Below are 14,839 nucleotides of genomic sequence, written 5' to 3'. Positions count from 1 at the left end.
ATGCCCAATGTGGCACCTGCCTGCGTCGGCATCGCACTCGTGGCTTTTGACTCGAAACAGCCAAAGCGTTTTCTTTGGTTACTTTCTTTGTCGCTTTGGACAAAGAAAGTGACCCGCCGCTCCATGGCGGAAGCTTTAGGCGTTTGATCCTGCTCTCGCTCTCGCTCCCGCTCTTGCTCTTGCTCTTGCTCTTGCTTGAGGCTTCTTTTGCTCGTCATTCCCGCGAACGCGGGAATCCAGTGCCTTTCGTGCGAGAACGCTTGAAGTCGCTGGATTCCCGCGTTCGCGGGAATGACGGTAGGTGGGAGTGCACAGGTTTGGTTGTTTCGATCAGGGGCTTTCCGGTTCCTTAGAAGCTTCAAGCAAGATCAAACGCTAAAAGCGAGAGCAAACGCTAAACGCTTCCGCCATAGAGCGGCGGGTCACTTTCTTTGTCCAAAGCCACAAAGAAAGTAACCAAAGAAAGGGCTTTAGGCTGTTTCGAATCAAGAGCCACGAGTGCGGTGCTTGCGCAGGCAGGTCCCGCAGTGGGCATCCTGCCCACGGCGGGACCCGGCGCACGTCCATGTGCGCCGCCCTTCGGGTGTCCCTGGTCTCGCGAGTAACAAGCTGCGCCCAGCCAGAGCAAGTGCAAAGTCACAGCCAGAGCAAGTGCAAAGTCGCAGCAAAAGCAGAGCCTGGGCAAGAGCAACGTCACAGCAAGAGCAAAGCCGGGGCAGGTGCAAAGCAGGTGCAGGTGCAGTGCCAGAGCAAGTGCAGCATCGGAGCAAGTGCAGAGCCGGCACGATTGCAAGGCCAGCGCAATCTCAGATCCAGCCGAACTGTTAGCCCCTCATTACGCCCTGTGACGCCCTACGCGGTTTAACGCCAATCCTAGACGCCGGTCGCGACCCGTTCGATCGCCCGCTGCGAATCCTTCCCGCGATGTCCCGATATCGCCCCCTCTTGTTCCTACGAACGCACGCGCGAGCGCGCTAGTGTCGGACGGTCAAACGCCGCCGCGCACCGCGCGACGCGCTTTGTCGGGGACGCTCGATCGACGGCGCTTTCGTTAGGGAAGCGTTCGACCCACCACGCGGAACGATTCCGCAAACGAGGCTGATATGGATACCACGGGACGTAAACGTTCCAGCCTGCGGCGCTATGCCGTGGCGCTGGCGACGAGCCTGCTGTTCGCCGCGCCGCTGGCGCAGGCGCAGAATTTCGAGGCGGTCTACGGCGAGGCCGACAGCAGCGAATTCGGCGAAGACGTGAAAGCGGTCAATGTCTGCGGCGGCGGAGGCTCGGTGCTGGTCGGCACGCGCAATCGCGGCGACCTGCAGGACGTGCAGGTCAGCCGCGTCGATAACAACGGCGTCGAGCTGTGGCAGAAGACCTACAACATCGCCGGCAGCAAACGCTCGCTCGGCCAGGCCATCACCGAGCTCAGCACCGGCCGCGGCTTCGCCGTCACCGGCGGCGTGTGGCTCGGCGAGGGGCGCTCGATCTACGTGCTGCAGATCGATTGCGAAGGCTTTCCGAAATGGACCACGGTGCTCGAAAACGTAAAGCGCGAGCAGTTCGCCAGCGGTTACGACATCATCGAAGGCCTGGGCGATCGCCACTTCGACCTGATCCTGGTCGGCGAGGAAAACTCGCGCGACAACAAGCGCAAGTGGGGCCGCATCGCGCGCCTGGACAACGGCGGCGGCGTGCTGTGGAACCAGTTCTACGATGGTCTGGACCGCTGGCCGGAACTGCGTTTCCGCGCGCTGACGGAAAACATCGCCGCCAGCGGCGCGCCGACCGATCTGGTCGTGGCCGGCAATTCGGTCTCGCCCAGCGGCCTGAGCAGCGGCCTGATGTTCCGTACCGATTTCAACGGCACGCCGGTGTGCAGCACCGCGCTCAACAACTCCGATCAGTCGCAGGCCTTGTTCCATGGCGTCACCGCCCTGCGCAGCCGCCAGTTCACCGGGCAGTCGGTGCTGGTCGGCCTGAATTCCAAGATCGACAACACCGGTGTGCAGGCCTATCTGACGAGGTTCGCCGCCGGCTCGTGCGCGGTGGTCATGCAGACGCTGTGGGCCGACCCCAGCGGTCAGGCCTTCCGCGCCTATGACGTGCTGGAAACCAACGACGTCGGCGGTTCCGGGCCGCAACTGGCCCTGGCCGGCACCCTGGGCCAGCCGCAATACGGCGCGGTGTTCGCCGCGTCGATCGGCAACCTCGACGACACGCCGCTCAACGTCAATCGCTTCGGCATCGGCAAGGAGATGCTGGTCGCGATCGACCTGAAGTCCAGCGACCGCGTCGTCGCCGCCGGCTCCACCTTCAGCGACTACGTCGGTGTCGGCGATCCGCAGGACATGTACCTGGTGCAGACCGATCCGACCCTGGGCACGTTGTGCGACAAGCCCTGGGACCCCAAGGTCAAGCGCGTGGAGTTCAAGCCGCAGGACGTGCAGGCGCAGTTCGCGCGGATCGAGCCGTTCGAGCGCGTGGACACTCCGTACGTGCCGGTGCACGGCGCCGACATCGTGTGCGAAGTCGATCCGCCGGAGAATTGCCCGGGCGTGATCAACAACGGCATCGTCCAGCTGGGCGTGCACAACACCGGTTATCTCAATATCGAATGCCCGGCGATTCCGCGTTCCAGCGGCACCAACGGCGGTTCCCTGGTCGGTCTGCGCTACATGCCGACCAACGGCGACGCCGCTTCGCCCGGCTCGCCCTGCGAGGGCTGGGGCGTGGCCAGCGCCGATCTTGGCATCACCGGCGATACCTCGCGCTGCTACGGCGTCAACAACATGGCGGTGGTGTCGTTCGTCTACACCACATCGACCGCGACCTCGGTGGTGGACGTGGGACCGAGCAAGACCTTCCGCGTCACGCACAAGTTCACTCCGGTGCCGGCGACGCCGTATCTGTACCGCGTGGACGTGAGCATCCAGAACAACGGCAGCCAGAACGTCGCCGATCTGCGCTACACGCGCGGCATCGATTACGACGTGCCGCCCAATACGTTCTCCGAGTACATCACCCTTGCCGGTTCGTCCAGCTATGTGCTGGCCTGGAACAACAACGGCTTCAATGTGTTCAATCCGCTGGGCGGCAACAGCGGCACGTCCGGGCCGTTCACCGACTTGGGCGCGGGCGATCAGGGCGCGCACATCGATTTCAAACTCGGCGCGCTGTCGCCCGGCAAGACGCTCAGCTTCGTGACCTACTACGGCGCCGCGCCGACCGAGCCGCTGGCGTTGGGTGCGTTGTCCACGGTGGGCGCGTCGGTGTACTCGCTGGGTCAGGCCAATTGGAACGGCACCGGCAATCCGCTCGACAATCTGCCCGATCCGTTCGGCAACTACGGTTTCACTTCGGGGGAACCTGCGACCTTCATGTACGGTTTCGACGGCAAGTCGCCGCGCTGATGCGCGGTCGGCGGTCGCTATAGATCGAAGTCACGCCGCTCCGGGGACGCGAGTCCCCGGAGCTTTGTTTTGGTGCAGGCTTGGCAGATGCAGCAAGGCCAGCAGCGCCACGCCGAGGATCGACCAGGCCAGCGTTTGCGCGGTCTGCGCCCAATGCAGGCGGTCGATCATCGCGCCGGTGGCCAAGGTCGCCAGCGGCATCGCGCCCATGGTCGCGGCCGAGAACCAGGTCATCTCGCGGCCCATGCGCCGCGCGTCGGCGCTGCGTTGCAGCCACGACAGCGATTGGATGCCGTAGTAGTTCGAAGCGCCGGCCAGCAGGCCGAACGCCAGCAGCGCCGACGACAGCGGCCACCACGATTGCGCCGCGGCGTAAGCGCTCCAGGCGAGCAGGCCGTAGGCGAAGGCGGCGACGGCCCAGCACAGCACAATCCTGCGCAACACCGCCGCCATCGTCGGCGGCACGCCCGGCGCGGACAGGCCGGCGGCGGCGAAGATGCCGGCGAACTGGGCGAGGTAGATCCACAGGTAGCGCGTGTCGTGGCGTTGCACCAACAGCACGGGCAGCAGGATCTGCACGGGACCGAACACCAGCACCGTGCTGGACAGCAGATAGAGGTAATAGCTGCGCGGGATAGCCGATGCAGGCGCCGCCGCGACGTGGTCGGCGACCTCGGCCGCATCGTCGTCGCGCACGTCCGCCACCCGCCGCCGCACCGGCCCGCGCCGCCGCACCGCCGCGATCAACGGCAACGACAGCGCCACGCAGACCGCATCGATGGCGAAAGCGATGGCCAGCCCGCGTTCGCCGTCGGCAGACAGGATCAGGCTGCCGGCCAGCATCGGCAGCGCCATCGTCGCAAGGCTGGAGGCGACCGCGAACACGGCGTTGCCGGCGGGCAACAGGCCCTTGCGGATATACAGGCCGAAGCAGGCGCGCCCGGCCGGATACGCCACCGCCCAGACCAGTCCGCCGATCAGCGCCAGCAGATAAATCAATTCGATAGTGATCAGCCCGAACCACGTCGTCGCCGCCAGCGCGGCGTTGATCGCGACGTACAGCGCGCGGCAGCACCACAACACCCGGGCCGGATCGGCGCGGTCGAGGAATCCGCGCAACGCGAACAGGAAGGCCAGACTCGGCAAGGCTTCGAGCGTCGCGGTCAGGCCCAGGTCCAGCGCGTGTCCGGTCAGGCGCATGACCAGGAACGGCAGGGCGATGAGGGTGAAGCTCGCGCCGAGCGTGGTGATCAGATTGTCCAGCAGCAGCCAGCCCAGGCGCGGGTCGCGGCGGCCGAGCCGCCACAGCCGCGCGGCGTCGCGCAGGCGTTGGCGCGGGCCGCGGCGGCGGAGCGCGAGGGTATTCATCGTCCGCAGTGCGACGGTCGCGGCCGAGCCGATCGCCGCCGCCGCGCGTTCAAGACCGCTTGGCGGCCGCGCTACGCGCGCGGCGCAGGAAGAACAATTCGTCCTCGCGTTCGACGCTGAGCTGGTAGGCGGCGGCGATCGCGCGCAGCTTGCCCGCATCCAGGCGCCAGACCGGTTCGACATCGTCCACGCCGACATCCAGCGTCCACTGCATGCCCAGCCAATGGGTCAGCACGAAACCCTCCGGCTTGAGCAGGCGCACCAGCGCTTCGAAATAGCGTTCCAGGTGGCGCTGGCAGCAGGCGAAGCTGGCCAGGTTGTTGTCGAGGATGCAGTCGAAGCTGGCCGGCTCGAACTGCTCCGCGAAGGCCAGGCTGTGTTTGTTGAGCAGATGCACCGAGTAGTCGCGCAGGCCCAGGGCGCGGCCGTGCTCCCATTCGTTGCGCGCCACCGTCACCGACACGATCCGCCGCGCCTTGCCGGCCAGCAACCGGGCGACCGAGGAATTGCCGGTGCCCACGTGCAGCACGTCGCGGCCGTCGAGCGCGGCGCCGGCCAGCCAGCGGTTGATCGCGGCCTGGTCTTCGGTGGGCTCGCAAGCGGAGTAATCCAGCAACGGCCAGCTCGCGCGCTGGTCGGCGGCTTCGTGCGTGTCCACGTGCGGCTCGCGCCCGCAATCGATGCGCTGCGCGCCGATATCGAAGCGCGGACTGAACGCGGACGCGCGGAGGGAGGCGGACTCGGTCATGGTTGGGTTTCGCGAAGAAGACGATGCATCTTGATTCTTCATCGATCGGCGAGGACATGTCGAGCGACCGCGCACGCAACGATCGCGGAACTGCATGGCGACGTCACAGATTAAATCGGTCTCAGCTTTCATTCTTGCTTGCGAAAGCGCGGCAACGCATCGCGCTCGTGTGGTCGAAGTCGTTTCAGTTGAAATGTTCCGCCTGCAAGTTTTCAAGTCACCTCTCCCAACCCGTTAGTTCTAGCACCTGGCGTGCGGGCCCGCGAACGCGGCCACCCGTATCGACGCGTCCGGTCTGGCAATCAGATTTGCGAGTTCGCAGCCTGTGGCCGCGCGCATGCGCGCGCGCCGACGGCGGCGCTCGTACTGCCGGATGCGCGCCGCCCATGTTCAGCCAGTTCGTCCTGACCGGTTTCGTCGGTTTCTCCACCCTGGTACTGCTCGCCTGCCTGATTTTCCTGGCCGGCTGGGCGTGTTTCCGATTGCTGCGGCGGCCGGCCTCGCGGACGCTGGCGCACTATCCGTTCGTGTCGATCCTGGTGCCGTTCTACAACGAGCCGGTGGAGTCGTTTCTGACCACGTTGGAGGCGATCGAGCACAACGTCTATCCGGGCCGGTTGGAAGTGTTACTGGTCGATGACGGTTCGACCAATTCCACCGCCGCCGCGGTCGCGCAGTGGCTCGCGCAACCCAGGCTCAAGGATTACCGACTGCTGTCGCGCGAACGCAACGGCGGCGCCAAGGGCCTGGCGCTGGATGCGGCCTTGCCGCAGATATCGCCCGATTCCGACGTGGTCACGGTGATCGACAGCGACACGGTGATCCTGCCCGGTGCGCTGCGCAACGCGGTCGAGGCCTTGTACTCCTCGCCGCGCCATGCCGCCGCCTGCGGCCTGATCGTGCCGGCCGGGCGCAACACCTCGTGGCTGCACCGGCTGCAGTTCTACGAACACATCGGCGCACTGGCGGCGATCCGTTACGTGCAGAGCAAGATCGGCGTGGTCAACGTGGTCGGCGGCGCGTTCTCGTTGCACCGCACTTCGGTCATCCGCGAACTCGGTGGCTGGGGCGAGTGGCTGGTGGAAGACATCGCCTGGACCTGGCGCGCGTTGGCGCACGGCTATTCGATCGCCTACGCCTCCGATGCGATCGCCTACACCATCTGTCCCACGACCTTCCTCGGCCTGTTCCGCCAGCGCCGGCGCTGGGCGCGCGGACGCCTGGAATCGTTCCGCGTCGCCTGGGGCATCTCGCGCGCGCGGACCATGAAGATGCTGCCGTGGTGGCTGCTGTGGGCGCAGTCGGCGCTGGTGCCGACCTTGCTGCTGCTGATCGCCGGCGCGCTGGTGTATCGCAGCCATCATCTGCTGGTGGTGGCTGCGCTGAACTGGCTGCTGATGGCGGTGCTGAATTTCATCTCGGTGCTGCATTCGCGCACACTGCTGCAACTGCGGCCGCGGGACATGCTGCTGGTGTCGGTCTACAACACCGTGATGGACGTGCTGATCCTGCCAGCCAACGTGATCGGATTGATCGACGAACTGCGCGGTGGGCGCAAGAGCTGGATGACTCGCTGAGGCCGCTGGCATGGAATGGCATCGATTTCTGCACTCGCGGCCGCGGGCTTATCTGGGCCGCGGCGACGGCTCGCGACGCGCGCTCGCGTTGACCTTCGACGACGGCCCCGGCCGGGCCACGCCGGCCTTGCTCGATGCCTTGCGCGAGCTGCGGGTGAGTGCGAGTTTCTTCTGCACCGGCGCGGCGGCGAGCGAGCATCCGCATTTGATCGAACAACTGCTGCGCGAAGGCCACGAGGTCGGCAATCATTCGCAGACCCACGCCGATGCGCGCGGCTTCGGCGCCCAGGACTGGTTCGCGCGCGAAGTCGCACCGGCGGCCGTCTCGTTGCGCGCAGCCGGGCTCAGTGAGAACCCGCGCCTGTTCCGTCCCGCCTACGGCGAGATCGACGAAGCCCAGTTCGATGCCTTGGCCGAAGCCGGCTACGCAGTGATCGGTTGGTCGGTGGACCCGCGCGACTGGCTGGAACCGGGCGCGCCCGGTTATGTGTCGTGCGTGGTCGAATCGGTGTTGGCGCGCATCCATCCCGGCGCGATCGTCCTGCTGCACGACGGCGACGATGAGCAGGGCCGCAGCCGCGAGGGTATCGTCGATATCGTGCGGCAGCTGGTGCCGGCGCTGCGCGGGCAGGGTTATGAGTTCGTGCGGGTGAGCGAATTCCTGCCGGCCGGCTGAGATCGCCGCCGAGGTATCGGCCGCCTCATCGCCAGCGCCCGCGGCACTTATCAGCGGATCGGCGACAAGCGGCCCGCACGCACACGCACGCGATCGCCCTCGCGCAGGCGCTCGGACCGCTCATCCTGCCGCAACTGCATGCGGCGCCCGTCGTCCATGCGCACGGTGATGTCGTAGCCGCGCGCACGCTCATCGTCCCGATCGTCGTCGTCTTCATCGCTGGCGGCATCGCGCGCCGCACTGGCGACGGTGGCGACGTCGCTGTCGATATGGCCCAGGGCGACATCGCCCAGGGCATTGCCGACCGCGTGCATGACCGCGTTGCTGCGTTGGCGCCGCGCCGCCGGTTCGATGCGGGCGATGGTGCCGCAGTCGCGGCAGGAGGCGTAGTCGTCCGCGTCGCGGCTGGCGGCGGATCGGTTGGCGGCGCCGGCGCTCGCGCTCAGGCACAGCAACAGCAGGACACTGGATACACGCATGATCGGGCGCTCCTGGCAAAGGCGCTTGAAGGGGGAGGGGAGCGGATGAGCGGCGGCGCTCACAGCTTGGCCAGTTCTACGCGCCGGTTCTTGGCGCGACCGGCGTCGCTGACGTTGTCGGCGACCGGCTGGGTGTCGCCCTTGCCCTGCGGAAGCAGGCGCGCGCCGGCGATGCCGTAATCGCGCGACAGCGCCAGCACCACGGCGTCGGCGCGGCGCTGCGACAGCGCCAGGTTGTAGGCCGGCGTGCCCTTGTTGTCGGTATGTCCGATCACCGCGACCTTGAGCGAGGCGTCGTCCTTGAGCAGTTGCGAGATCTGATCGAGCTGCGGCTTGGACTCGGGCTTGATCACGGACTTGTCGAAGTCGAACAGGATCCCGTACACGGAGATGTTGCCGGTGTGGGCGATGGCGCGGGCCATCTCGGCGGCGCTGGAGGTCTTCACCTGCACCGGCGTTTCCTTCACCTGGGTGGGATGCTCCTGGATCTTCGGCTCGCGGTCCTGGATTTTCGGTTCGCGATCGGTCACCGCCGGTTCCTTGCGCTCCACCACCGGCGCTTCCGCCGCCTTCGTCGCCGCGACCGCTTTCACCTTGTCCGCGTCCATCGACTTGGTCTCGACCACGTCCACCAGCACGCGCGGCAGGATGTGGCCTTCGTCGCTGTCGCCGGCCAGCAGCGCGACATAGGCGACGCCTTCCGGCCGCGTCGCCTTGTACAGGCCGTAGCGCGCGTGATTGGCGTAGTGGCGGCCGTTGTCGGCGATGTCGAAGTTGTCGAGCAGATCGCCGAGCTGGCTCGGGTCCTTGCGCGAACCGGCCAGACAGGCGTTGTCGTTGCAGGCGTAGACCTGTTCGAAGCCGTTGGCCTTGAGCTTGGCTTCGTAGTTGCGGAACAGTTCCAGCGAAGAACGCTCGGCCGGCGCCTCGTAGCGGATGCGGGTGTGGCGGCCTTCCAGCTTCAGCCATGCCGCGCCGGAGCGGTCTTCCAGCGCGTCGCGTTCGACCATCGATTGGTAATCGACCGGTGCCTGCAACAGCGAGGCTTCATCGAACTGCTGTTGCTTGTAGGCGCGGATGGTCGCGCCTTCGTAGCGGCCGACCAGCGGATGGTCCTGGCCGGTCTCGGCCGAATCCTGCGCCTGCGCGGCGAAGCACGCCGATACCGCCAGCGCCAGCCCGAGCAGGCCGGCAAGACGAGAGGGGGAAGTGAGCGTGGTCATATCGCGATGATTCCTGGGTTTGATGGAAGAAGGATCGTTACGGGCAAGAGGGGTTGCAGGCCGTCACGTCCACGGTGAATTCGCCATGGGTCCGGTTGGTGTCCCGTTGGCGGGCGAAGTGCTGCTTGATCTGCATGACGTCTTTCTTCGCGCCGACCCGGGTCACCACGAACTCGGCCGGGCCGTCGTTGAAGGCGCGCTGGAAAATCGTGTACGCGCCGGGGTAGGGCAGTTCGTAGTCGGTCACGTTCGGGAACATCGACAGCGGCGAGAGCGTCACCTGTCTCACCGTCGTGTACTTGTCCTTGAAGTCCATGACCGCCGGCTGCAGTTCGATGCGCAACCGGTCGCCGCGCAACTCGCCGCGCACCGGAATGCGGAAGAACGCCGGCGCCAGCGAACGCACCATCGTGCCGCCCTTGTCCATCATGATGCTGCCCGGGTCGTAGCCCGAGTAATCGCCGTCGTTGAGCATGTTGCCGGCGAGCGGTTCGATGCGGGTCTGGTGGAACACGGTGCCTTTCGCGAATTTCGGGAACAGCACGCGGATGGCGTCGTCCTTCGACTTGAACAGCGAAGCGTTGCCGATCAGTTCGCCGCTCAGCGCGATCGCCTCCCCCGTGGCGCCTTTGGGATAGCGAAGGACCAGCAGCCCGCTGGTCTTGATGCGGAACCACCACCACGGCGTGCCGATCTTCGACACGATGCCCTTCATTTCCGCCGCGACCGGGCCGGTGAAGGTCTGGCAGTAACGGTCGAAATAGCGATTGGCGGCGTAACCGACCAGATCGTTGGCGACCTTCGGCAAGGCCAGGCCGCTCCAGCCCGAAGCGTAGGTCAGCGAAAGCTTCCACAGGCTTTCGATGGTTTGCTGCACGGCCGGCACTTTGTCCGCGCCCGAGATTTGGCCGATCAGCTTGGTCGGCACGTTCTCCTTCAGCCAGCCCTCGATGAGTTGCCCTGGCGTGGTGACCAAGCCCAGGCTGAAGTCGACGAACTTCAGCGCATTGATGACGATATCGAGCTGATCGCAGACCACGTTGCCGTGCTGCAGCTTGGCCAGCACCTGTTTGGATTGCTGGTTGGACTGTTTGGCTTTCTCCTGCCATTCGCTCAGCTGGCGGCGCAGCGGCTCGGCGGCTTCGCGAATGCGCGGACTGAGGCTGCGCAGGCGGTTGAACGGTTCGACCGATTTCACCCAGCCCGGCGCTTGTCCGCGCGGCTGCGCGGACTGCATGGCCTTGCGCAACTCATCGAGCTTCTTCTTGAACTCGTCCTTGGCCGGCGAATCGGGCAGCGCCTGGATGTGTTGATCCACCAGATCCACGGTCTGGTACGTGGTCTCGGACAGTTGTTTGGCTTCCTGCTCGATTTCCTGCGGCGACAAGGGTTCGCACAGCGTGACCGGGTCGACCACGTCGAATTCGCTCTTGGCGCTGACGGCGCCGGCATTGGCGAGGATCTGATGCGTGCCGGTGACGCTGGGCGTGTAGACGGTTTCGAACGTGCCCGAGTTGCGGATCGCGACCTGCAAGACGGTCGGCGGTTGCGGGCGCGTCTGCTCGCTCATGGTCTGCGCGCCGGTGTCCAGTTCCTGCGTGCCGGCGGGGCAGCCTTGATCGGGCGGGCCGGGCGGTTCCTTCTTCTGCCGCGAGGTGACGGTGACCGACAAGGTTTTGCCGGCCAGCGCCAGCGAGGCGACGCCACGGATCTTGACCGGCCTGCCCATGGCGGTGGTGTAGGGCTGGCCGGGCACCGGCGCGGTCCAGGCCTGGCCCAACGCGAGATCGCCCGGGACGGCTTCCACATACAGATCGACATCGCGCGGCTGCATCGCCTGGACGCCGTCGTCGGCGCCGTCCGCGGGCGGCTGCGCCATGGCGGCGGGCACGGTCAACAAGGCGCCGGCCAGGCAGGCGGCGATGCGGGCGCTGATGCGCGAGGTCGTCGTCATGCCTCAGCTTCCGCTCGCGGCCGAGATCAGCGCCGCCGGCAGTTCGGCCGCATGCATCTCGTCCTGGCCGTAGGCCTGGGTGTAGACCTGGCCCGGGGCTTGCTCGGGCCGGCAGCGGCCGACCCATTCGGCGAAGTGGCTGCTCTTGTCGCTGCTCTCCACCGCCGCCGTGCCGCGTTGGACGACGACATCGCGGAAGTAGAGGTTGTTGCTGTCGATGCGCACGCGCGAGGTGACGGTGCGATCCGGGTAGCGGCATTGGGTGGTGCCCAGGTACAGGTCGGGCTTCGGGGTGGCGTCCTCGATGCTGCATTGGGCCTGCCTCGCCGGCGGCGGCGGCGGGTCGATCAGCGCGGCGCTGGCGGCGTCGATGCACAGGTAGACCTTGCCGCGTTCGCTCAGGGCGTCGAACTGCGCGCCTTCGATCCGCCACAGGCCGGGCTTGAGCCGGGTCTTGGTCGCGCCGGCGGCGGCCGAGGCGAGCGTCTGCGCCGATGCGGTCGCCGCTTCATGGATCTTCCAGCCGATTCCCGCCGGCGCCGGGTTGGCGGCATCGGCTCCGAGCTGACCGCAGCCCAGGCCGGAGGCGGCGATGGCCAGCGTCAGGACGAGGGCGGAACGGGTCTTGGCGGTCATGGGAGTCTCCGGGAGCGGCGGCGCGGGGGAGCCGTCGATGGGCGCCACCGTAGTGAGCGGCGTCGGCGCCGGCCCGGAGGAAAATTTCCTTTTTTTGTGATTTTTCTTTTGTTGGAGCGGGAAATACGCGCGCATAGCGACCGGCCGCACGTTTTCGCGGTGACGGCGGGATGGGGAGATGCGGCCGGGTGCGGGCGACTTGCTGGCGAAGCTGCGCGGCATTCCGGCGGTGGCGCCGGCTGAAGCAGGGACTATGAATCCGCGCCGCGGTGCCGATGGCTACCGATGCGCGGCGGGCGGGTTCATGAGTTCATCGGGGCGAGCAGGGCTTGCCTGCCCGCCGGGATCGCCGGTGCGTCTCGGCAATCGCGCTCCCGGCATTGCACCGGGAGCGAATGCGGCGCTCGCGACGGCATCGCTTCAGCGACCACCGCGCGCAACCCGCGGGAAAGGGCGGGCGTTCAGCGCCCGCCCGTTTCTCAGCCGCTCATCCGCGGTCCGCTGCGGCTGGGTTCGTCCGCGTTTTGCGACAGCGCCAGCGAGCGTTGCTGATCCTGCTGCTGGTTGGCGGCATCGAGCTTGTGCAGGTTGTCCGCCAGCGGCTGCTTGACGGCCTCGGCCTTGTCCACATGCGGCCGCAACACGTCCATCTCGTTGCCCGGGTTGGTCCACATCGCGAACACGTTGCCGTTGGTGGGGCTGGGGCGGACTTCCTGGATCTCCGGCAGCGGCGGCGTATGCAGCTTGGCCTTCACGGCCAGGGCGCCGGCGATGCGTTCCTTGTCCTGCTGGTTGTCGTAGACGCCCGCGCCCGGGCCGAGCTTGTCCAGGCCGGCCAGGGCCTGCTTGAACAACGGGTCGTCGCGAAGCGCCGCTTCGCGCTGCGCATCGGCCGGATTGGCGTCGTTGGCGCTGAAGGTGCGTCCGGAATTGCCCAGCCCCGGCACCGTGGGCTTGATCGATTCGTCCAGCGCGCGACCGGAGGCCGGCGCCCAATGGCCGAAAAAGCCGTCGTTCTTCGGTTCGGGCTGGCGCGCGTCGCGCAGCACGCTGTCGGCCAGGGTGTTGGAATTCTGCAGTTGCGGGTCGTAGGGGTACTTGTCGTCCTTGGCCTGGGCGTTGGTCACCATCTGTTCCCAGGTCTTGGACAGATCCGGCCCGCTGGCGATCAGCTCGTGATACTGCTTCTGTCCCGCCGCGTTGGGATTGGTCGGGTGGTCGGGATTGGTCGCATCGAAAGGCAGATTGGTCTCGACCTGCATGCGTCCGTAGGGCAAGCCCGCCTCGGGCTCCCCGGTCCAGCCGCTGATGGTGTGCTGGTTGCCGTCCTTGTCGGTGTAAAGAAGGTACTTGTGGTGATAGTCCTTCCCCAGCGCCGATCCGATATTGCGGTATCCGACTTCGATTTTCTCGTCCATGGCCGGCTGCCTTCCTTATTGATTCTTGAGATGGACCGCGGCGACTTTCGCCAGCTTGCCGCTGGGGTCGAAGCTGAAGGTCATCACGACCGAGCGGGCGTCCGGATCGAGCATCGCCTGCCCCTTGTTGTCTCGCACCACCAGCTTGTCGGCCGAGTCTTCGATGATCTTCGAGCTCGGCGAGGACTTGAACGAATCGGCGACCGCGGCCTTTTCGGTTCCCAGCGGAATGTGCTTGACGACGATGGCGCTGACGTCGAGTTGCTCGAAGCGAACCGGCTTCGGCGAGGAATAGATTTCTTCCAGCATGTCGTGAACTCCTGATTTCATGGCCCTATCCCGCGTCAGATTAGCGTTTTGCGCGCCCGCCATCCCGCAGGACGACAGCGGCAGCATTGCGGCGGCGGCGATCGCGAAGGACATCGTCCAGCCGGGTAACTTGCGTGTTGCCATTGGGATCTCCTGCCGCATTACGGGCAATGCGTACGCCGAGTGTAGAACCGCTTCGTCGCGCTTGCCCAGGCGCCGGGCTCATTGTCGTGGCCGCAAACGCCCAGTGCGATACGCAAAGCGCGAGAACTGCGAGCGATGTCTCGCCGCGCCGGATCAGCTCTTGCGCACGCACGCCGCGCAGGCCTGTGCGTACACGCGGACCAACTCGCGCTTCAGCGCGGCCTGTGTCTGCGCGATCTGCGCTGTATGCGAGGGCGGCGCGCTCGAAGCGGCGGGCAGAGCGTCGTGCCGCTGCGCTGACTGTTGGCCGGACCGAGCCGGCTCGTGCCTGGGCAATTCCTGGAAGGGATCCGGTCGCCGTGTCATGCGCCTGTCCGTCTGGGAGGTGAGTCGAATCTAGCACCGGGGCGGGGCGGTATGCGGCGATGGTCTTGCCGCACACGGCCTCTGCGTTGACGTGTCTTGTCGTGGCTGGCGGACGAGGCGGATGTTGCCTCGCTCGCGCGTTGCGGGAGCGACATTCGCGACGAGGAATGCGCGATCGATCGATTGATCTGGGCCGGAAAACAAAAAAGCCGGCGCAAGGCCGGCTTTTCGCTTGAATCTATTGGTCGGGGAGACAGGATTCGAACCTGCGACCTCTACGTCCCGAACGTAGCGCTCTACCAGACTGAGCTACACCCCGACTTCGTGAGCCGCAAATTCTAACGATACCCACGGGGCCGGCGCAAGGGGGCGGTGCGAAGAAAATCGCGGCGACGCCCCCAGAGCCAGCTGCGACGGTGTTTTTTGCCTGGATGCCGGCCGCGGCGCGAGCCATGGACGGGGGCGGACGTTAGACTATCGGCGGCGCTCAATCCGCCGGCGCCAGCGCTGACAGCGCCGCCGGCCACGCCC

The 14,839-nt window shown here is 66.3% G+C and carries 11 protein-coding genes and 1 tRNA gene; 3 read left to right on the top strand and 9 right to left on the bottom strand.

Annotated elements, in window-relative coordinates:
- Positions 1 to 1,103: 1,103 nt before the first annotated feature.
- Positions 1,104 to 3,410: a hypothetical protein gene (locus AB4Y92_RS02825; protein WP_441818260.1), complete on the top strand. Its 2,307-nt coding sequence runs from the start codon at positions 1,104 to 1,106 to the stop codon at positions 3,408 to 3,410.
- Between the two features lie 30 nt (positions 3,411 to 3,440).
- Here AB4Y92_RS02825 and AB4Y92_RS02820 read toward each other — a convergent pair whose 3' ends face one another.
- Both AB4Y92_RS02820 and AB4Y92_RS02815 read right to left on the bottom strand, forming a co-directional pair.
- Positions 3,441 to 4,778, bottom strand: coding sequence for an MFS transporter (locus AB4Y92_RS02820; protein ID WP_441818259.1), 1,338 nt, complete (start codon positions 4,776 to 4,778; stop codon positions 3,441 to 3,443).
- Positions 4,779 to 4,827: 49 nt separating this feature from the next.
- Entirely contained in the window at positions 4,828 to 5,526 is a 699-nt protein-coding gene (locus AB4Y92_RS02815) for a methyltransferase domain-containing protein (RefSeq protein ID WP_441818258.1), read from the bottom strand.
- 386 nt (positions 5,527 to 5,912) lie between these two features.
- Between AB4Y92_RS02815 and AB4Y92_RS02810 the strand changes: the two genes are divergently transcribed.
- Entirely contained in the window at positions 5,913 to 7,103 is a 1,191-nt protein-coding gene (locus AB4Y92_RS02810; protein ID WP_441818257.1) for a glycosyltransferase family 2 protein, read from the top strand.
- Between the two features lie 10 nt (positions 7,104 to 7,113).
- On the top strand, positions 7,114 to 7,779 hold the full coding sequence (locus tag AB4Y92_RS02805; protein WP_441818256.1) for a polysaccharide deacetylase family protein: 666 nt from the start codon (positions 7,114 to 7,116) through the stop codon (positions 7,777 to 7,779).
- 50 nt (positions 7,780 to 7,829) lie between these two features.
- On the opposite strand, the gene AB4Y92_RS02800 is transcribed toward AB4Y92_RS02805, so the two are convergent.
- From AB4Y92_RS02800 to AB4Y92_RS02770, 7 genes are all read right to left on the bottom strand, one after another.
- Positions 7,830 to 8,258 carry a hypothetical protein gene (locus AB4Y92_RS02800; RefSeq protein ID WP_441818255.1) on the bottom strand — a complete coding sequence of 143 codons (429 nt, stop codon included), beginning with the start codon at positions 8,256 to 8,258 and terminating at the stop codon, positions 7,830 to 7,832.
- Positions 8,259 to 8,317: 59 nt separating this feature from the next.
- A complete protein-coding gene (locus AB4Y92_RS02795) occupies positions 8,318 to 9,481 on the bottom strand; it encodes an OmpA family protein (RefSeq protein WP_441818254.1) in 1,164 nt (387 codons plus the stop codon).
- 37 nt (positions 9,482 to 9,518) lie between these two features.
- Entirely contained in the window at positions 9,519 to 11,435 is a 1,917-nt protein-coding gene (locus AB4Y92_RS02790) for a hypothetical protein (protein ID WP_441818253.1), read from the bottom strand.
- Between the two features lie 3 nt (positions 11,436 to 11,438).
- Entirely contained in the window at positions 11,439 to 12,071 is a 633-nt protein-coding gene (locus AB4Y92_RS02785; protein ID WP_441818252.1) for a DUF3617 domain-containing protein, read from the bottom strand.
- Positions 12,072 to 12,550: 479 nt separating this feature from the next.
- Entirely contained in the window at positions 12,551 to 13,489 is a 939-nt protein-coding gene (locus AB4Y92_RS02780) for an XVIPCD domain-containing protein (RefSeq protein ID WP_441818251.1), read from the bottom strand.
- 15 nt (positions 13,490 to 13,504) lie between these two features.
- The gene (locus tag AB4Y92_RS02775; RefSeq protein ID WP_441818250.1) at positions 13,505 to 13,942 is read right to left on the bottom strand and encodes a DUF6393 family protein; all 438 of its coding nucleotides are present in this window, start codon (positions 13,940 to 13,942) and stop codon (positions 13,505 to 13,507) included.
- A 608-nt stretch (positions 13,943 to 14,550) separates the two neighbouring features.
- Positions 14,551 to 14,627 (bottom strand) — tRNA-Pro (locus AB4Y92_RS02770).
- Positions 14,628 to 14,839: the final 212 nt, after the last annotated feature.

The organism is Lysobacter sp. TAB13 (genome assembly GCF_052113885.1).
GTDB classification, from domain to species: domain Bacteria; phylum Pseudomonadota; class Gammaproteobacteria; order Xanthomonadales; family Xanthomonadaceae; genus Lysobacter; species Lysobacter gummosus.
Note: the sequence above shows the minus strand (reverse complement) of the source record. Positions and strands in the feature narration are given on the sequence as shown.